Source organism: Vibrio sp. OPT18, from assembly GCF_015163615.1.
Classification (GTDB): domain Bacteria; phylum Pseudomonadota; class Gammaproteobacteria; order Enterobacterales; family Vibrionaceae; genus Vibrio; species Vibrio coralliirubri.
In genome coordinates this window covers 44427-63311 of the sequence record NZ_JADDYK010000088.1, presented here as the reverse complement: position 1 = coordinate 63311, position 18885 = coordinate 44427, and the positions used below count along the sequence as shown (strand labels likewise).

The window sequence follows — 18885 nt, the reverse complement described above, 5'->3', positions numbered from 1 at the left end:
GTTTGGAACAGATGATCAGTGAGCTGCTGACGCTATCTCGTATGCAGGTCGACAGCCATATCACTCGTGAGGTTCAGCCTATCTCGAGCCTATGGGAAGAGATCTTAAAAGACGCAGAGTTTGAAGCCGAACAGATGGGCAAACAACTGACGTTCTCGGAGATCCCAGAACGCTCTATTTCGGGCAACCCTAAGCTGTTGATGAGCGCGTTAGACAACATTACACGCAATGCGATCTACTACGGTAAAGACCAAGTCGATGTACAGTTCCATGTTGTACAAGATCAGCTGACGATTTGTGTGAACGATAATGGCGATGGTGTACCTGATGATGAATTGGATTCTATCTTCAGACCTTTCTATCGCGTTTCCACTGCCCGTGATCGTAATACCGGCGGCACAGGTCTTGGATTAACCATTACTGAAAGTGCGATTCGCCAACACAGCGGAACCATCACGGCGACCCGCAGCCAGCTCGGTGGATTACAACTCGAAATCACCCTGCCTATCTTACCTGTGTAATACCCCCACAAAGATCGCAGTTGATAATGATTGTTATTATCATTATGGTAAATCCTCTAATTAAGGAGGATTTACCATGTCGCACACTTTCCCTGCTTTACCCTACGCTTACGATGCCCTAGAACCTTACATTGATGCTAAAACGATGGAAGTGCATTACAGCAAGCACCATAGAACCTACTACGATAAGTTTGTTGCGGCGGTTTCTGGCAGCGAGCTAGAACAGCAATCTCTGACCGAGATCTTCGCTAACATTTCTCAGCACAGCCCGGCCGTGCGTAACAATGGCGGCGGCTACTACAATCACATCTTGTATTGGAACTGCATGTCGCAAGACGGCGGTGGCGAACCCACGGGCGAGCTTGGTGAGGCTATCAAGAATTCCTTCGGAGATTTCGAGACCTTCCAAGATCAGTTCGCTCAAGCGGCGATCAATACCTTTGGCTCTGGCTTTGCTTGGCTAGTGGTAGAGCAAGGACAACTGAAAATCGTCTCAACCTCGAACCAAGACAACCCGTGGATGGATACCGTAGCCAGTGATGGCGAACCGATTCTTGCGCTCGACGTTTGGGAGCACGCCTACTACATCAGCTACCAAAACCGTCGCCCTGACTACATCAATGCATGGTGGAACGTGGTGAATTGGAATGCCGTATCTGAAAACTACGCGCAAGCACTAGCGAACCAAGCTTAAGCGAATGGTGACGGTGGCGAACTGTACTCACTCAGCTTGCCACCGTATACTCGGGCTATCTTTGATTATTCTTGTGAACCAACATGTTTGATATCGCTCTATACGAACCAGAAATTGCACCCAATACGGGTAACATCATCCGCCTATGTGCTAACTGCGGCGCAAACCTGCATCTTATCGAACCGCTTGGCTTTGATTTTGAAGAGAAGAAGGTTCGTCGTGCTGGCTTGGATTACCACGACCTTGCACGAGTAAAGCGTCACAAGAACCTAGAAGCCTTCCTTGAGTATCTAGAGAATGAACGCGAGGGTGATTTCCGCATCTTTGCTTGCACCACTAAAACGACAGGCCACCACGTTGATGCGAAATTCCAACAAGGTGATGTGTTGATGTTTGGCCCAGAAACACGCGGTCTGCCTGCAGAGTTCATCGAAAGCATGCCAATGGAACAACGCATTCGTATTCCAATGATGCCAGACGCACGCAGCCTGAACCTGTCTAACGCAGTGGCAATCATTGCTTTTGAAGCATGGCGACAAATGGGTTTTGAAGGCGCGGTATAACCGAACACTCAAGCTTATCTGTTATCTGTTATCTGTTATCAACAGTAAAAAGTAAGTAACAGCAGACGACAGACAATAAAAAAGGCTCTTACCATTATCACTTTCTTGCGAAGGATAAAGGTAAGAGCCTTTTCTGTTTTTCCTCTGTATAAAGAGAGAAAAATTAATTAGTTTAAGCGGTTACGATCGTTGTCGTCGTCTTTCTTCTCAAACTCACCTTCAAAGGTGTTGCCGTCTTTTGATTGGTCAGATGGATCGCGATTGAATGGGTCTTGTCCAAATGGGCTCTGGCCAAAACCAGCTTGTCCACCCGCATGGAAACCGCCAGACATATTGGTCACCACCATTTTTTCCATCATTTTCTTGGCAATCATCGCTCTTGGTGCTGGCAGCAGTACCAACATACCGAGTGCGTCCGTCATAAAGCCCGGAGTCAGCAGCAATACACCGGCAACCGCAAGCATCACGCCTTCAAGAATCTGTTGCGCTGGCATTTCGCCTTGTTGCAAGCGACCTTGCACAGACATAAGTGTCTGAATGCCTTGGCTACGAACCAACGATGCACCCACAAATGCAGTGATCAAAACCAACGCAATAGTTGGCCACAATCCTAAGAAGCCACCAACTTGAATAAATAGCCCAATCTCAATGATGGGTACGAAGATAAATAGTAATAATAAGATAGGAAACACACGCCCTCCTTTGTTACTTGCAGTTTACGCTGAAAGCCCTAACAATCTCAAATTTATCCTGTAAATAAGCGTGTTTATTGACCAAGAATAACTTTGCAAAATATTGACTAAACAAAACCGAAAAAGGTGATCCACTTAATATTTTTATGCGCTAAGTACAGTATCATGTGCCACATAAGTCAGGACGGATTTATCAGCCCAATATTCTAGCGAACGGAGTATTTGCACACAGAATAGGCTAATAACTAACTATATAATCAGAATAATTCTCTAAGGATCCTGTTATGGCTACTCAATCAGAAGCTCAAGTTGAAGCTCCTCAAGCTACTCGTCTCGAAGAAGATCTATTAGGTCAACGTCATGTTCCGGCTGATGCTTACTACGGCATCCACACTCTACGCGCAGTTGAAAACTTCAACATCTCAAATGTAACGATCTCAGATGTACCTGAATTCGTTCGCGGTATGGTGATGACTAAGAAAGCGGCGGCTTTAGCAAACAAAGAGTTAGGTGTAATTCCAAGTGAAGTGGCTAAATACATCATCCAAGCTTGTGACCTAATTCTAGACACGGGTAAGTGCATGGATCAGTTCCCATCGGACGTTTTCCAAGGTGGTGCTGGTACTTCTGTAAACATGAACGCAAACGAAGTTGTTGCGAACATGGCTCTTGAACTTATGGGCAAAGAAAAAGGCCAATACGAGTTCATCAACCCGAATGACCACGTAAACCGCAGCCAATCTACAAACTGTGCTTACCCAACTGGCTTCCGTATCTCTGTTTACAACAGCGTTCGTAAACTGATTGATGCGATCGAATACCTAAAAGGTGCATTCGAGCTTAAGAGCCAAGAATTCAACACGATTTTGAAGATGGGTCGTACTCAGCTTCAAGACGCAGTTCCAATGACGGTTGGCCAAGAGTTCCACGCTTGGGCTGTAACCATCAATGAAGAAATCAAAAACCTAGAATACACTTCAAAACTACTGCTTGAAGTAAACCTAGGCGCAACGGCTATCGGTACAGGTCTGAACGCAGCACCGGGTTACCAAGGCCTAGCAGTGAAACACCTAGCAGAAGTAACTGGCCTAGAGTGTGTAGCGGCTGAAGATTTAATCGAAGCAACATCTGACTGTGGCGCATACGTAATGACGCACGGCGCACTTAAGCGTCTAGCTGTGAAACTGTCTAAAATTTGTAACGATTTGCGTCTGCTTTCTTCTGGCCCTCGTACTGGTCTGAACGAGCTAAACCTACCTGAACTGCAAGCCGGTTCTTCAATCATGCCTGCTAAAGTAAACCCAGTTGTGCCAGAAGTAGTAAACCAAGTTTGCTTTAAAGTTCTAGGTAACGACAACACGGTTTCTTTCGCTGCGGAAGGTGGTCAACTGCAACTGAACGTAATGGAACCCGTTATTGCACAAAGCATGTTTGAGTCTCTAGACATCCTAACAAACGCTTGTGTGAACCTACGCGACAAGTGTGTAGACGGCATTACGGTGAACAAAGAAGTATGTGAATCACACGTATTTAACTCTATCGGTATCGTCACTTACCTAAACCCATACATTGGCCACCACGAGGGTGACATTGTTGGTAAGATCTGTGCTGAGACAGGTAAGAGCGTTCGTGATGTGGTTCTAGAGCGCGGTTTATTAACCGAAGAAGAACTTGATGACATTTTCTCTGTTGAAAATTTGATGCATCCTCAGTATAAAGCGAAGCGCTACGAATAAAGTTAGCGAGAAAGGGCTCCAAACGGAGCCCTTTTTTAGGCTCCAATACGGTTAACCATGATTATTTTGTGGATTTCCATTGGTTGCGCTTTTGCCAAATTGAATCTAAACCATAGAACTATTATGTGAACATTCCAGCGGCGAATGTTCACATAATAAAATCTAAATGAGGTGTTACTTATGATTGCAGTAGAACTGTTTGTCGTCCTGCTCTTTATCTTTTTGGGGGCCAGAATTGGCGGTATCGGTATTGGTTTTGCCGGTGGTGCTGGTGTTATTGCCCTTTCACTTATTCTTGGCGTTCCAACAAGCCAATCTTTCATCCCGATCGACGTAATCTTGATCATCATGTCAGTTATCACCGCAATTGCTGCAATGCAAGTTGCTGGCGGTATGGACTGGTTGGTACAAATTGCCGAAAACTTTTTGCGTAAACACCCTGAACGCATCACCTTTTACGCGCCGATTGTAACCTTTGTAATGACATTAATGGCGGGTACTGGTCACACAGCATTCTCTACGCTTCCTGTTATTGCAGAAGTAGCGAAAGGCCAAGGCGTTCGTCCTTCTCGTCCACTGTCTATCGCAGTTGTCGCTTCTCAAATTGCTATCACAGCTTCGCCAATCTCGGCTGCAGTTGTGGCTTTCGCAGCAATGTTGGCACCATTTGGTGTTGATTACCTAACGCTATTGATGGTTTGTATCCCAACAACCTTCATCGCTTGTATGGTTGGTGCAGTTGTTGCTAACTACATGGGTAGCGAACTGAAAGACGATCCTGTTTACCAAGAGCGTTTAGAGAAAGGTCTAATCAAACTGGCGACAGAAGAGAAACGCGAAATTCTGCCAACGGCGAAGAAAGCAACGTACATCTTCCTAGCAGCGATTGGTTTCGTGGTTTGTTACGCAGCGGCTATTTCTAGCTCTGTTGGCCTAATTGAAAACCCAGCACTAGGTCGTAACGAAGCAATCATGTCTGTGATGCTAGCAGCAGCAGCGGCTATCGTGATGTTCACTAAGATTGACGCAGCTAAGATTTCTTCAGCACCAACATTCCGCTCTGGTATGACGGCGTGTGTATGTGTACTTGGTGTAGCTTGGTTAGGTTCAACGTTTGTAAACGCACACGTTGCTGAAATCAAAGACGTTGCTGGTGCTCTACTTGCTGACTACCCTTGGATGCTGGCTCTTGTTCTGTTCTTCGCTTCTATGCTGCTTTACTCTCAAGGTGCAACAACGGTTGCACTGATGCCTGCAGCACTAGCGATTGGCGTAGCACCACTAACAGCCGTTGCTTCTTTTGCTGCGGTAAGTGCGCTGTTCGTACTTCCAACTTACCCTACGCTACTAGCAGCGGTTGAGATGGATGACACAGGCTCAACGCGTATCGGTAACTACGTATTCAACCACCCATTCTTCATTCCAGGTGTGGTAACAATCAGTACTGCGGTAGCACTAGGCTTCGCATTCGGCGGTCTGTTTATCTAACATTCGCTGGTGATTGAACATTAAAAAGGAAGCTTCGGCTTCCTTTTTTGTTTTCTACTCAATGTGTTATTTGATACGCATCAAATAACCATTATAAACTTTAAAAAACGCCTAAAAATAAAGTTTGAATAAAATTCCAAGATTATTCAGACCGTTCATAAACAACACCTACCAAATCAATCTCCTCCCACTTCCAGTTAATCCACAACGAATATTAATCCAAGCTAACTAACCAAAAAACCTAGACGATCTTCTGCCATTTTTCAGCCCGTTCATTAGCCATTATTTTTGTGAACAGCACCAAACTTAAATACCAAAGTAAGGAATAAAATAACCGCAGCTAAATTAAATCTAACTTCATTTGGATTAGTAAATATAAAAACAAACTTAATTTAAAGTCAGCAACTTTATATCGTTGAGTGCTTTATAAGTGTCTGTGTATTTACAATCTATAAATCATTAGTCGCTAATTCACATCACTTCTATTTAAGATGATGTAAGGAGATAGCCATGACAGCTCAAACGATACCAAGCGAGAAAAAAAAGGGCGGCTTCTTTGCCAACTTTAAATTCCCTTCTGCCTACACCATTCTATTTATTCTGATTGCGTTCGTCGCACTGCTTACCTGGATTGTTCCAGCAGGCCAATACGACCGTGCAATGAATGAAGAGCTAGGCCGAGAAGTACCCGTAACCGGAACCTATCAAGCGGTAGAAGGTAACCCTCAAGGCGTGATTGATGTACTGCTAGCGCCTATTGACGGCTTCTACGACCACAATAGCTATGAAGCGGCGGCTATCGACGTTTCGCTGTTCATCTTAATCATCGGTGGCTTCTTAGGGCTAGTAACCAAAACGGGTGCCATTGATGCCGGTATCGAGCGCGTCACCGCCCGCTTAGAAGGACGAGAAGAGTTAATGATACCAATACTGATGGCGCTGTTTGCCGCAGGTGGTACCGTCTACGGCATGGCGGAAGAATCACTGCCCTTCTATACATTGCTAGTGCCGGTAATGATGGCAGCTCGCTTTGACCCTCTTGTTGCCGCTGCGACCGTACTGCTTGGTGCAGGTATTGGGGTGCTGGGTTCGACGATTAACCCATTCGCAACCGTGATCGCTGCCAATGCTTCTGGTATTCCATTTACAGACGGTATCGTGTTGCGTATTGCGATGTTGATTATTGGTTGGGGGATTTGTGTTGCCTACGTAATGCGCTACGCAAGAATGGTTCAAGCCGACCCAACAACATCAATTGTCTACGACAAATACGAAGAGAACAAAGCGCACTTCTTAGGTAATGCGAGCGGCGAGAAACTTGAATTCACCGCGACTCGCAAACTGATTCTGACCATTTTTGGTGGCTCGTTCGCTGTGATGATTTACGGTGTATCCGTTGCAGGGTGGTGGATGGCTGAGATCTCAGCGATGTTCCTAGCAGCAACCATCATCGTTGGTATTGTGGCTCGCATGAGCGAAGAAGAGTTTACCACCAGCTTCATTGATGGTGCCCGCGACCTACTTGGCGTTGCGCTCATCATAGGTATTGCACGTGGTATTGTGGTGGTGATGGACCGCGGTATGATCACCGATACCATTCTCTTCTCTGCAGAACAGATGGTAACGGGGCTTTCTTCAGTTATCTTCATTAACGTGATGTTCTTCTTAGAGATTCTACTGTCATTCTTAGTGCCATCGACCTCTGGCTTAGCGGTACTTACTATGCCAATCATGGCACCACTGGCTGATTTTGCTGGCGTAGGTCGTGACTTGGTTATCACCGCGTACCAATCAGCATCTGGCTTGGTGAACCTAATTACGCCAACCTCTGCGGTTGTGATGGGTGGCTTGGCGATTGCTCGCGTCCCTTATGTACGCTGGGTTAAATGGGTGATGCCACTAGTCGGTATCTTGATGGTGTTCTGCATTGTTGTACTGAGCATTGGTGCGCTTATCTAACTACCAGCACTTACTCCTTTCTCATCCAAAGCCGCTTCTCACAGCGGCTTTTTTATTGCAGCCTCTCCCAATGAACCCTCTGCTACTGAAACAGCTCCTCAAAGCCATACACGCGATATTCAAGGTATCTTCTGTTCGTAGTAAAGCTCAGCCAAACCCAAAGCACTCGCAATAGAAGAATCAACCCTACTTTTAAATATCCAATTTTCTTGATGAAATAACACTCTATTTTCAACCGTGATGTTTAAACAAATAGTTAGTCACTTATTAGCGTTAATTATATTTAAAGTAATTTATAGCCTAATAAATAGACGAGGTTTAATGCCCTTTTTTATCAAAAAACACACTTAAACAGCCGATTTTAAAATGTGATCACAACAGCTTTATTCGCATTTACTTTGTTAATAAATAATTAATTCCACATCCAAAATTAAATATCTAAATAAAAACACTGCATACTTCCAAGCTAAGTACACTCTTATCAATAAAACTATTCTGCATATAATCCCTCGTAAATTAGATTCTAGTAAGTTTCGTCAAAAAAGCGTGCATAAAGTTCCCTAACCGCTAACTATTTAGAATGTATTAGTCATGACTGAAAGTGCATAAAGTTTGTTAAAACCCTTAATTTTAAAGGGCTGCGGGATAAAAAACGATTTGTGATAGATCTCTAAGAATACCTGACTAGCAGGCGTAATATTAATTCCAGACAAGAGATATGAATAAAATAATTCATTCTTCTCAACTGAAAATAAATAATTACTCTTAGCGATAAAAGTAATTCAAATATATAAGAGAGAGACGATCATGAGTAAGTTCTATGTAGGTTCTGAAATAGGTCAATTACGCCGCGTTCTAGTTCACCGTCCAAGACGCGCACTGACTCACCTAACACCCTCTAACTGTCACGATTTACTATTTGATGACGTACTGGCTGTTGAGCGTGCAGGTAAAGAGCATGACGCATTTACTCAAACGCTACGTGATCAAGGTGTTGAAGTTCTTCTTCTTACTGACCTACTAGCAGACACGCTAGCAGTGTCAGAAGCGAAAGATTGGCTTTTGAATCATCAAGTTTCTGATTACCGCTTAGGCAAAACTTTTGCTAACGACGTGCGTTGCTACTTGGGCGACTTACCAAACCTAGAGCTAGCAAAAATCCTAACGGGCGGTCTGTCTTACGCTGAGATGCCAATGAAATCATCTTCAATGATGCAAGGCATGCACGCACCAACCGACTTCATTATCGAACCGCTACCAAACCACCTATTTACTCGTGACACATCTTGCTGGGTATACGGTGGTGTATCCATCAACCCGATGGCAAAACCTGCTCGTCAACGTGAAACCAACCACGTTCGCGCTATTTACCGCTGGCACCCGACATTCGCTGGCCAAGACTTCATTAAATACTTCGGCGATGAAGAAAACATCAGCTACGACAACTCAACCATTGAAGGCGGTGACGTTCTTGTAATCGGTCGTGGCACGGTTCTTATCGGTATGTCTGAGCGTACAACAGCACAAGGTGTTGAGCACTTAGCATCTAGCCTATTCAAACACGGTCAAGCGAAACAAGTTATCGCAATGCAGCTACCAAAACACCGCTCTTGCATGCACCTAGACACCGTGATGACGCACATGAACGAAGATACGTTCTCTGTTTACCCTGAAGTGGTGAGTAAAGACGTGCAGTGCTGGAACCTAACTGGCGATGAGTCTGGCGCAGTGAAAGTGAAAGAAGAGGGCTACTTCGTAACAGCTATCGAAAAAGCACTTGGCGTAGACAAGCTAAACCTAATCACAACCGGTGGTGACAACTTCCATGCAGAGCGTGAGCAGTGGAACGATGCAAACAATGTTCTAACGGTTAAACCTGGCGTTGTGATTGGCTACGAAGGCAACACCTACACCAATGAAAAATACGACAAAGCAGGCATCACTGTTCTTCCTATCCCTGGTGATGAACTTGGCCGCGGTCGCGGTGGCGCACGCTGCATGAGCTGCCCAATTGAGCGTGATGGTATCTAATCACTAAGACGAAAACGGCCAAGTTGAACGATCTTAAATAATCTCAGCTTGGCCAAAATGAGAGAACACAATTATGACTAAGCAAACTGTTGTTGTTGCACTCGGCGGTAACGCCCTACTTCGTCGCGGTGAGCCGTTAGAAGCCGATGTTCAACGCCGTAATATTGAAACAGCGGTTAAAACCATCTCTGAAATCGCGAAAGTGTACAACGTGGTTCTAGTACACGGTAATGGCCCACAAGTTGGTTTACTGGCTCTGCAGGGTTTGGAATACAAAAAAGTAAATCCATACCCGCTAGATGTGTTGGGCAGTGAGACTCAAGGCATGATCGGCTACATGCTGATGCAAGAGTTCAAGAACTATCTGCCTAACCGCAACATCTCGTGCATGTTGACGCAAATGACGGTTGATCCAAACGATCCTGCATTCGCAGATCCAACCAAGCCGATTGGCCCGATCTACGAAGAAGCAGAAGCGCGTGAGTTGGCGGAGAAATTCCACTGGATCGTCAAACCAGACGGCCAACACTTCCGTCGCGTTGTGCCAAGCCCACGCCCTACTGGCATTGTTGAACACGAAGCGATCACCCAACTTATCGATGCAGGCCACCTCGTAATTTGTACTGGCGGCGGTGGCATCCCAGTGAAAAAAGAGAACGGCAAATTAGTCGGTGTTGAAGCGGTTATCGACAAAGACATGTCAGCGGCTTTCTTGGCGAAACAACTGGATGCGGATGCGCTGCTTATTCTGACCGACGCGGACGCTGTTTATCTTGATTGGGGCAAACCGACTCAACACGCACTACGCAGCACCACACCAAGTGAACTGGCGCAATTCGAATTTGATGCAGGCTCAATGGGGCCAAAAATTGAAGCGTCGTGCGAATTCATTCAGCAAGGCGGCAAGGTTGTAGGTATCGGCGCACTCGAAGATGGTTTGCAAATCCTGCAAGGCCAAGCGGGCACCAATATCACCAGAGGTTAACGCACTAACAAGCTTTATAAGCTTAAACCTTGAGAGCTTTTAAACCGGGTAAAACACAGAATTAAACGAAACAAACAGAACCGAACAAATTTAACTTAAAAATTGAATCGCGCTTTCTTGAATTTTCTTTCCCTGTAACAAGAAAGCGCCTAAATCTAAGAAGGAATACATCATGGCTTTTAACCTACGCAATCGTAACTTCCTAAAACTACTAGATTTCACTCCACGCGAAATTCAACACTTGTTAGATCTTTCTATGGAGCTAAAAAAAGCGAAGTACAACGGTTACGAACAGCCAACACTGACTGGCAAAAACATTGCGCTTATCTTTGAGAAAACCTCCACTCGTACTCGCTGCGCATTTGAAGTTGCCGCATTCGACCAAGGCGCTCGAGTGTCTTACTTAGGCCCATCTGGCTCTCAAATTGGCCACAAAGAATCAATGAAAGATACCGCTCGCGTTCTAGGCCGTATGTACGATGGCATTGAATACCGCGGCTTCGGTCAAGAAATCGTTGAAGAGCTCGGCGCTTACGCTGGAGTTCCAGTATGGAATGGTCTGACTGACGAATTCCACCCAACACAAATCCTAGCTGACTTCCTAACCATGACGGAATACGGCCGTGGTAAACAACTGCATGAAATCAGCTTTGCTTACCTAGGTGATGCTCGCAACAACATGGGTAACTCTCTAATGGTTGGCGCTGCGAAAATGGGTATGGACATTCGCCTTGTTGCTCCAAAACAGTTCTGGCCACAAGAAGAGCTACTGGCTCAATGTCGTGAAATCGCAGAACACACTGGCGGCAAAATCACGCTAACAGAAGATGTTCAAGAAGGCGTGCAAGGTTGTGACTTCCTATACACCGACGTTTGGGTATCTATGGGCGAAGCAAAAGAAGCATGGGCTGAGCGTATCAACCTAATGATGCCTTACCAAGTGAACATGGAAATGATCAAAGCAACAGGCAACCCACATGTGAAATTCATGCACTGCCTACCGGCTTTCCACGGCGAAGATACAACAGTCGGCAAACAACTTGCTGCTGAATATCCGCAGCTTAAAGATGGCGTAGAAGTAACGGATGAAGTGGTCGAGTCTGAATACTCAATCGTGTTCGATGAAGCAGAAAACCGCATGCACACCATCAAAGCAGTAATGGTTGCGACACTAGGCAGCTAATAAATTAAAAAATTACGAAGTTAAGAAATTAAGAAGTTAAGAAGTTAAGAAGTTAAGCACGCACTTGTTCGCAATAAATTGACAAGCTAAGTGCAATAACAGGGAAATGCGGGTGGCGTTCTTGGGATTTTGACCTTGGATAAAACCCGCATTTTTTTTCACGTACTAGAAAAGATTATTACCTGAGAAAGCCTGAGATTCTCAGTTCCAACAAAGGCTTAAATAGAAGCTAGAAATGGATACTATTTCGCATAAAAATCCATTAAATGAATACTTTACAGAAAGTATTGCATGGCCTTTTTATCTAAGTATAATCCTCCGCAATTTGTCTAAAGAGAGCAAAAAATGAACCGCAATTCTGTCGCACATAATTGTCAAACTACACGCCAAAGAGTGGCGTTGGTGTCATTTTTATTTTGCTCTATTGATCGTTTCGAAGCCTCCTATTTTTAGGGGGCTTTTTTTTGTCCGCAATTTGACTGTATGCATAGAAAAAGGAAGACCCGTTATGGCGCATTCGTTATTTAACAAGCACATCATCTCCATTCCAGAACTCTCTCGTGATGAACTGGAGCTTATCGTCGATACTGCCGCAAGACTCAAAGCAGAGCCAAATCCAGAGCTGCTGAAAAATAAGGTGGTGGCGAGCTGCTTCTTTGAGCCGTCAACTCGAACTCGCCTTTCATTTGAAACCGCAGTTCAACGCCTAGGTGGCACGGTCATCGGTTTTGATAATGGCGGTAACACATCGCTGGCGAAAAAAGGCGAAACACTTGCCGATTCGGTGCAGGTTATCTCGTCTTACGTTGACGCCTTTGTGATGCGTCACCCACAAGAAGGCGCAGCACGTTTAGCCTCTGAGTTCTCTAACGGTGTGCCAATTGTGAATGGTGGCGACGGTGCCAATCAGCACCCAACGCAAACCTTGTTGGATCTGTTCTCGATTTACGAAACGCAAGGCACGCTCGACAACCTCAATGTGGCATTCGTTGGCGACCTAAAATATGGCCGCACCGTGCACTCATTGACGCAAGCACTATCAAAATTCAACAACGTGCGTTTCTTCTTTATCGCGCCAGAAGTGTTAGCGATGCCGGATTACATCTGTGAAGAACTGGAAGAGATGGGCATCCAATACAGCACTCATAGCAGCATTGAAGAAGTGGTGCCAGAGCTTGATGTTCTGTACATGACTCGCGTACAGAAAGAGCGTTTTGATGCGTCAGAATACGCGCACATGAAATCGGCTTACATTCTAACGGCCGATACCCTGAAAGACGCTCGCCAAAACATGAAGGTGCTTCACCCACTACCACGTGTCGACGAAATCACAACCGACGTAGATAAAACGCCACACGCTTACTACTTCGAGCAAGCTGAAAACGGTGTGTATGCTCGCGAAGCCCTATTAGCCCTAGTTCTAAACGACACTTTATAAGCAGGAGAAACAGTCATGGTTAAACAAACTCAGCTACAAGTAGAAGCCATTCGTAACGGCAGCGTCATTGACCACATCCCTGCTCACCTTGGGATCAAAATCCTCAAGTTGTTTAAATTGCACAAGACCGAGCAGCGCATCACCATGGGATTAAATCTGCCATCGTCAGCGCTTGGCCATAAAGATTTGATCAAGATTGAGAACATCTTTCTGACTAAGGAACAAGCCAACCAATTGGCTCTGTACGCCCCGCAAGCGACGGTCAATCAGATTGAAGAGTACAAGGTGGTGAACAAGCTAACATTAGTGCTGCCAGACCAAATCAACAGTGTCTACTCTTGCCCAAATAGCAACTGTATTTCACACGGTGAGCCAGTCGAAAGCAGCTTTAAAGTGCAGCTAAAACAGGAAAACGTGCAGCTAAAATGTCACTACTGTGAAAAAGTATTCTCTCGCGAGATCATGAGTGAAATTCGCTAACCCTTAGCGCCATTATCACGGTCTCCAAAGCACCCTAATACCGATGGATATTTATGCCAAACTTGGAATAAATATCCATTTAACAAAAGAATAAAACTCCAAAATAAAAGCAATTAACTAGAATTTTATTTGGTGATCCCCTTCAAAAAGATAACTATCCTTTAGTGGTAGACTCAATGGATAGACGATCATATATCACGCATACCTTCCCTCTTTATTTCGGGATTCATCGGTAAGCCCTATTTAACAATCGTACTCTACGGCTTTGGGAGTACGCTCGGCGCTATGGACAAGCGATAACCACATGTTGACCTTAAGGAGTTGTTCATGAACCCAATCACTGAGCACGGTTGCTTGTATTCAGCTGAAGATAAAACACTGACTGCAGCGTGCAAACGCTTACTACAACAACAAAGCTTCTCGACCCAAAATCAACTGCGAGAGAAACTCGTCGATATTGGCTATACAGGTATCAGCCAATCGACCGTCTCTCGTATTTTGTCACAGCTTGGCGTTGTCAAAATTCAGAATGCGTGCGGTAAAAAGGTTTACTGCATCACGGTTGAAAGTGCACCGGTTCGTGTCGATGCATCCATCTCTTCGCAAATCGAATTCATCACTCATAACCAAGCGATGGTCATCGTAAAAACTCATCCAGGTTGTGCGCAATTAGTCGCAAGATTAGTTGATATCGACCCACACACCGAGATTATCGGCACCGTTGGCGGCAATGATACCGTGCTTATTATTCCAAAAGATACGATGAATATTGATGCTTGCGAACAAGTCGTAAAAGCACGCTTGGGTGTTGCCTAAATGTCTCTTTTGCAAGGGCAAGTCACTCAAGTTGAACTACAGATCCACTCTCGATTACCCAATAAAATCGCTATCCCGCCTTAGGGGATATTTGTTTGCCGATGAAACTAATAGCAAACTATTACGGTCTGATTGAGTTAAGATACCTTCAACTCCATTTTGATGACTAAATAGTATGCGACGACTTGCCACATTACTTTTTGTTTGTGTTTCCCTATTCACCCAGCCTGCGTGGGCGCTATTTGGGAACGACAACGCCGAGCCAAGCTTCGGAGGCAATAACAATGGTTTTGTCCCTGTAGACCAAGCTTTCCCTTTCAATTACTACCAGCAAGACGACAAAGTCTTTCTCGACTGGCAAGTAAAAGAGGGCTACTACCTCTATCAACATAGCCTCTCGTTCACCGGGCAAAATCTCGCTATCGGTAATGTTGAATTAGAAGATGGTAAGCCACACCAAGATGAATTCTTCGGTGAAGTGAGCATTTATACTCAGCCGTTATTCGTGCAAGTTCCTCTGCAGAGTTACCAAGATGGCTCACAGCTGATCGTTAAGTATCAAGGCTGTGCGGACGCAGGTTTCTGCTACCCACCAGAGATTCGTGTCATCGATATTGAACCTTTCACAGCAACAGGTTCTGCTAATTCGCAAGGTAGTGACTCACAAGCTTCATCTTCTGCTAGCAACGAGACCGATGTTTCTACGCAACCAACGTCTCCAAAAGCAGACGTTGTAAGTAACACGACTCAACAGCCAAATGCCCCAGTTTCAAAAGAAGCAGGCTTAGCCGATAAGCTCGGTGACAGTTGGTGGACCCCTCTATTATTCTTAGCACTCGGTGTTGGTTTAGCCTTTACACCGTGTGTACTGCCTATGTATCCGATTCTAACGGGTATCGTTTTAGGTGGTGGCAAGCTCAGCCAAGGTCGTGCGCTGATGCTGTCCTTTATTTACGTGCAAGGCATGGCGTTAACCTACACCTTATTAGGTTTAGTGGTTGCTTCAGCAGGCATGCAATTCCAAGCCGCAATGCAACACCCTTACGTGCTGATCGCGCTGAGTGTTCTGTTCGTGGCGTTAGCAATGTCGATGTTTGGCGTTTATAACCTGCAATTGCCAAGCAGCATCCAAACTTGGCTCAACAATCAAAGCAATAAGCAGCAAGGTGGCAATACCTTGGGCGTGTTCGCGATGGGCGCTATCTCTGGCTTGGTGTGTTCACCTTGTACCACGGCGCCATTGTCAGGTGCGCTGTTGTATGTGGCTCAGAGTGGCGACCTATTTACTGGTGCGATTGCTCTGTACGCGTTGGCTATGGGTATGGGTATCCCGCTGATTTTAGTTGCGGTGTTTGGTAATAAGCTATTGCCTAAAGCGGGCAGCTGGATGGACAAGGTGAAGATCGTATTCGGCTTTATCTTGCTTGCCGCGCCTATCTTCCTGCTAGAACGCATCATTCCTGAGTTGTGGGCAACCGTGCTTTGGTCTGGCCTTGGCTTCATCGCCTTTGGTTGGCTTTACCACAGCAAAAATGCACTGCCATTTGGTGGCTGGAAGCAGAGTGCTGTGGGTATCATCGCGATGCTTGGCCTGTTCGCATCAGCTCAACCTGCGCTAAATTACTGGTTTGCAGAAAAGAGCGTAACGGTAGAACAGCACATCCAATTTGCACGCATCAATACGGTTGAAGAGCTCGAAATCCAGCTCATCGAAGCCAAGAAACTCGGTAAGCCTGTGATGCTCGATTTCTACGCCGATTGGTGTGTGGCGTGTAAAGAGTTCGAGAAGTACACCTTCCATCAAGCTGATGTGGAAAACAAGCTTTCTGACTTCGTACTGCTACAAGCGGATGTAACGAGAAACATGCCTCAAGACATTGAACTGCTTAAACAATTACAGGTACTTGGCTTACCGACGATTGAGTTCTGGGATGGCGAAGGTAACCATGTTCCAAATGCTCGTGTAACCGGTTTTATGCCTGCCGATGTATTCTTAAAACACATGCAAAACCACCAGCTATAACGGTAATATTCACTAAAATATAGCCGAATCGAAAGCCGCACCGCCCCTCCGTAACGAGATGGCAGTGCGGCTTTTTTGCTATTCAGAGTAATGATTTCTTATTCCGGGGATAAAAGTCGATATGGTTCAGACTTTTAATGCATAGATATTGTCCACATACTCAATCAGGATGATAATAAATATTAACTAAATTGTTAAAAGTATGAACGTCATGGACTCGACCTATACCATCATCATTGCTGATGACCACCCTCTCTTTCGCAACGCCCTGTTTCAGTCAGTTCATATGGCGATCAGTGGTGCGAACCTGCTTGAGGCCGATTCTCTCGATGCCTTACTGACTCTACTAAAGAAAGAAGACGAGCCGGATCTATTACTGCTCGACCTGAAAATGCCGGGTGCCAATGGCATGTCAGGCTTAATTCAACTACGCGCTGAATACCCAGATTTACCGATAGTGGTGGTCTCTGCCAGTGAGGATGCCAGTGTGGTCACACAGGTGAAGAGCCACGGTGCGTTTGGCTTTATTCCTAAGTCGAGTGATATGCGTGAGTTGGTGAGTGCACTGAATCAAGTGCTAAATGGCGACCCGTTCTTCCCTGAGGGGCTTATCACTAATAATGCAGCTTGTAGCGACCTTGCGGAAAAAATTTCCACACTGACGCCTCAGCAGTACAAGGTATTAGGGATGCTTTCTGACGGCTTGCTTAATAAGCAAATCGCCTATGAATTGAATGTTTCGGAAGCGACCATCAAAGCACATATGACGGCCATCTTCCGTAAACTGGATGTGAAAAATCGTACTCAAGCGGTTATCTTGCTACAAGAAGTCCACAATTAAGCTTCACTGATATCCTCTTCTAAAGTCGTCTTAGGTAAACATAAACCCAACCTGACGACTTTATGATCATCTATCTCTGCAACCACCCAAGTGATGTCATGCCACTCGAAGCTATCACCCAATACAGAGTGTGCACCAAGCTCTTGAGCAACCAATTGTTTTAGCGTCATTTCTCGCTCTTCTTCCGAGCCAAGTTCAATACCATAACAATCACTCACTGCCGCAACTGATAGCTCAACATCCAAGAAGAAATCACCAAAGAATCGTGCCGCCTCTTCTGCTAGTGGCGCCTCACTGAACAACGAACTTAAGCTGTCCAAATCTTTGTCTTGGCCAAGCACGCATAAGATATCGTTCGCCTCTAACACAGTGCTGCCTGATGGGTGGAGCATCGCATCTTGTCGAAACAGTGCCGTAATGCGCGTCCCTTCTGGCATAGATAAACGCTTAAGCGGCTCGCCGACACACCACTTCTCGTCTTTCAATTTGTAGACAAACATCTCCCACTCACTGGTCGGATAAATTTCCATACCAGTACGAGAAATCGGCGTTGGCGTCGGTGGTAAAGTCACTTGAGCGAGTCTTGCAACTTTCATCAAGCTACCGCCTTGAACAATCAGCGAAACCATAACCACGAAGAAGGCGATATTGAAATACAGCTGAGCATTAGGCAAGCCAGCCATCATCGGGAATACCGCTAAGATGATCGGTACTGCACCACGCAAACCTACCCAAGAAACAAACCAGCGCTCCTTGGTAGTAAAGCTTCGAAATGGCAGTAAACCCAACCAAACCGACAGCGGACGAGCAAACAAAATCATACCGAAGGCCAGTGCTAGCGCAGGCAGAGCAATGTCCATCAGCGTTGATGGTGTCACCAATAAACCCAACACCAAGAACATCACGATCTGGCTTAGCCAGGTCATGCCATCAAGAACATTAAGAATAGAGTGTCGAGAGCGCGTCGGACGGTTACCAATGAACAGGCCTACAAGGTAGATCGATAAGATACCGCTGCCGCCCAGCATGTTAGAGAACGCAAACAGCGCCACACCGCCACTGAGCACCAAAATAGAGTAAAGGCCATCAGCCAGTTGTACTCGATTGATAAGACTCCATAGAAGCCAGCCACCGCCAATGCCGACAAGGGTACCGATACCAAACTGCATCGCAAAGCTTTTCAGTAAGAAGTTCATCCCCATTTCAGCATCAGGCGTGCCCAACAGCGCAATTAAGGTCACCGTCAGGAACACCGCCATTGGGTCGTTGGTACCGGATTCAATTTCTAGGGTTGAGCCAACACGCTCATTGAGGCTCTGCCCTTTCAACAGAGAAAATACCGCAGCCGCATCGGTCGAGCCGACAATCGCGCCAACCAAGATGCCCTGCATCAATGACAAATCGAACAGCCACGCGGCCATTAAACCAGTGAGAG

The 18885-nt window shown here is 45.6% G+C and carries 16 protein-coding genes; 14 read left to right on the top strand and 2 right to left on the bottom strand.

The genetic code is table 11. The annotated features are described in order from the left end of the window. The 3 genes from IQQ51_RS27585 to trmL form a co-directional block, all read left to right on the top strand. A partial coding sequence (locus tag IQQ51_RS27585; RefSeq protein WP_228013173.1) for an ATP-binding protein occupies positions 1 to 521 on the top strand: 521 nt, incomplete at its 5' end. 76 nt (positions 522 to 597) lie between these two features. Beyond that, entirely contained in the window at positions 598 to 1215 is a 618-nt protein-coding gene (locus tag IQQ51_RS22750) for a superoxide dismutase (protein WP_193842202.1), read from the top strand. 83 nt (positions 1216 to 1298) lie between these two features. Continuing rightward, positions 1299 to 1778 carry a tRNA (uridine(34)/cytosine(34)/5-carboxymethylaminomethyluridine(34)-2'-O)-methyltransferase TrmL gene (gene trmL, locus IQQ51_RS22745; protein WP_009844716.1) on the top strand — a complete coding sequence of 160 codons (480 nt, stop codon included), beginning with the start codon at positions 1299 to 1301 and terminating at the stop codon, positions 1776 to 1778. Positions 1779 to 1945: 167 nt separating this feature from the next. Here trmL and IQQ51_RS22740 read toward each other — a convergent pair whose 3' ends face one another. After that, positions 1946 to 2470 (bottom strand): FxsA family protein, encoded by a 525-nt coding sequence (locus IQQ51_RS22740; RefSeq protein WP_012604974.1) that lies wholly within the window; start codon positions 2468 to 2470, stop codon positions 1946 to 1948. Between the two features lie 284 nt (positions 2471 to 2754). Between IQQ51_RS22740 and aspA the strand changes: the two genes are divergently transcribed. The 11 genes from aspA to IQQ51_RS22685 all read left to right on the top strand — a co-directional run bounded on the left by aspA (position 2755) and on the right by IQQ51_RS22685 (position 17450). Continuing rightward, on the top strand, positions 2755 to 4206 hold the full coding sequence (gene aspA, locus IQQ51_RS22735; protein WP_193842201.1) for an aspartate ammonia-lyase: 1452 nt from the start codon (positions 2755 to 2757) through the stop codon (positions 4204 to 4206). A gap of 180 nt (positions 4207 to 4386) precedes the next feature. Continuing rightward, positions 4387 to 5694 carry an anaerobic C4-dicarboxylate transporter gene (locus tag IQQ51_RS22730; RefSeq protein ID WP_017061168.1) on the top strand — a complete coding sequence of 436 codons (1308 nt, stop codon included), beginning with the start codon at positions 4387 to 4389 and terminating at the stop codon, positions 5692 to 5694. A 510-nt stretch (positions 5695 to 6204) separates the two neighbouring features. Continuing rightward, complete coding sequence (locus tag IQQ51_RS22725) at positions 6205 to 7653, top strand: YfcC family protein (protein WP_052880307.1); 1449 nt, start codon at positions 6205 to 6207, stop codon at positions 7651 to 7653. An 807-nt stretch (positions 7654 to 8460) separates the two neighbouring features. Then, positions 8461 to 9684 carry an arginine deiminase gene (gene arcA / locus IQQ51_RS22720; protein ID WP_193842200.1) on the top strand — a complete coding sequence of 408 codons (1224 nt, stop codon included), beginning with the start codon at positions 8461 to 8463 and terminating at the stop codon, positions 9682 to 9684. Positions 9685 to 9757: 73 nt separating this feature from the next. Further along, entirely contained in the window at positions 9758 to 10669 is a 912-nt protein-coding gene (gene arcC / locus IQQ51_RS22715; protein ID WP_048612384.1) for a carbamate kinase, read from the top strand. 172 nt (positions 10670 to 10841) lie between these two features. Beyond that, positions 10842 to 11852: an ornithine carbamoyltransferase gene (locus IQQ51_RS22710; RefSeq protein WP_017063666.1), complete on the top strand. Its 1011-nt coding sequence runs from the start codon at positions 10842 to 10844 to the stop codon at positions 11850 to 11852. Positions 11853 to 12360: 508 nt separating this feature from the next. Continuing rightward, on the top strand, positions 12361 to 13290 hold the full coding sequence (gene pyrB / locus IQQ51_RS22705) for an aspartate carbamoyltransferase (protein ID WP_004729720.1): 930 nt from the start codon (positions 12361 to 12363) through the stop codon (positions 13288 to 13290). 15 nt (positions 13291 to 13305) lie between these two features. Further along, positions 13306 to 13770, top strand: coding sequence for an aspartate carbamoyltransferase regulatory subunit (pyrI, locus tag IQQ51_RS22700; protein WP_048605441.1), 465 nt, complete (start codon positions 13306 to 13308; stop codon positions 13768 to 13770). Between the two features lie 327 nt (positions 13771 to 14097). Next, positions 14098 to 14586: an arginine repressor gene (locus tag IQQ51_RS22695; protein ID WP_017063664.1), complete on the top strand. Its 489-nt coding sequence runs from the start codon at positions 14098 to 14100 to the stop codon at positions 14584 to 14586. A gap of 175 nt (positions 14587 to 14761) precedes the next feature. Next, entirely contained in the window at positions 14762 to 16609 is a 1848-nt protein-coding gene (locus IQQ51_RS22690; protein WP_193842199.1) for a protein-disulfide reductase DsbD, read from the top strand. Between the two features lie 211 nt (positions 16610 to 16820). Beyond that, entirely contained in the window at positions 16821 to 17450 is a 630-nt protein-coding gene (locus tag IQQ51_RS22685; RefSeq protein WP_048605445.1) for a response regulator, read from the top strand. Here IQQ51_RS22685 and IQQ51_RS22680 read toward each other — a convergent pair. Beyond that, the coding region (locus IQQ51_RS22680; RefSeq protein ID WP_228013171.1) for a potassium/proton antiporter at positions 17447 to 18885 on the bottom strand (1439 nt) is incomplete at its 5' end. The genes IQQ51_RS22685 and IQQ51_RS22680 overlap by 4 nt on opposite strands.

Coding starts and splice junctions, on each gene's coding strand:
- arcA (WP_193842200.1), top strand. CDS start 8,461: ATGAGTAAGTTCTATGTAGGTTCTGAAATAGGTCAATTACGCCGCGTT.
- trmL (WP_009844716.1), top strand. CDS start 1,299: ATGTTTGATATCGCTCTATACGAACCAGAAATTGCACCCAATACGGGT.
- pyrI (WP_048605441.1), top strand. CDS start 13,306: ATGGTTAAACAAACTCAGCTACAAGTAGAAGCCATTCGTAACGGCAGC.
- IQQ51_RS22710 (WP_017063666.1), top strand. CDS start 10,842: ATGGCTTTTAACCTACGCAATCGTAACTTCCTAAAACTACTAGATTTC.
- aspA (WP_193842201.1), top strand. CDS start 2,755: ATGGCTACTCAATCAGAAGCTCAAGTTGAAGCTCCTCAAGCTACTCGT.
- pyrB (WP_004729720.1), top strand. CDS start 12,361: ATGGCGCATTCGTTATTTAACAAGCACATCATCTCCATTCCAGAACTC.
- IQQ51_RS22695 (WP_017063664.1), top strand. CDS start 14,098: ATGAACCCAATCACTGAGCACGGTTGCTTGTATTCAGCTGAAGATAAA.
- IQQ51_RS22690 (WP_193842199.1), top strand. CDS start 14,762: ATGCGACGACTTGCCACATTACTTTTTGTTTGTGTTTCCCTATTCACC.
- IQQ51_RS22750 (WP_193842202.1), top strand. CDS start 598: ATGTCGCACACTTTCCCTGCTTTACCCTACGCTTACGATGCCCTAGAA.
- arcC (WP_048612384.1), top strand. CDS start 9,758: ATGACTAAGCAAACTGTTGTTGTTGCACTCGGCGGTAACGCCCTACTT.
- IQQ51_RS22730 (WP_017061168.1), top strand. CDS start 4,387: ATGATTGCAGTAGAACTGTTTGTCGTCCTGCTCTTTATCTTTTTGGGG.
- IQQ51_RS22725 (WP_052880307.1), top strand. CDS start 6,205: ATGACAGCTCAAACGATACCAAGCGAGAAAAAAAAGGGCGGCTTCTTT.
- IQQ51_RS22685 (WP_048605445.1), top strand. CDS start 16,821: ATGGACTCGACCTATACCATCATCATTGCTGATGACCACCCTCTCTTT.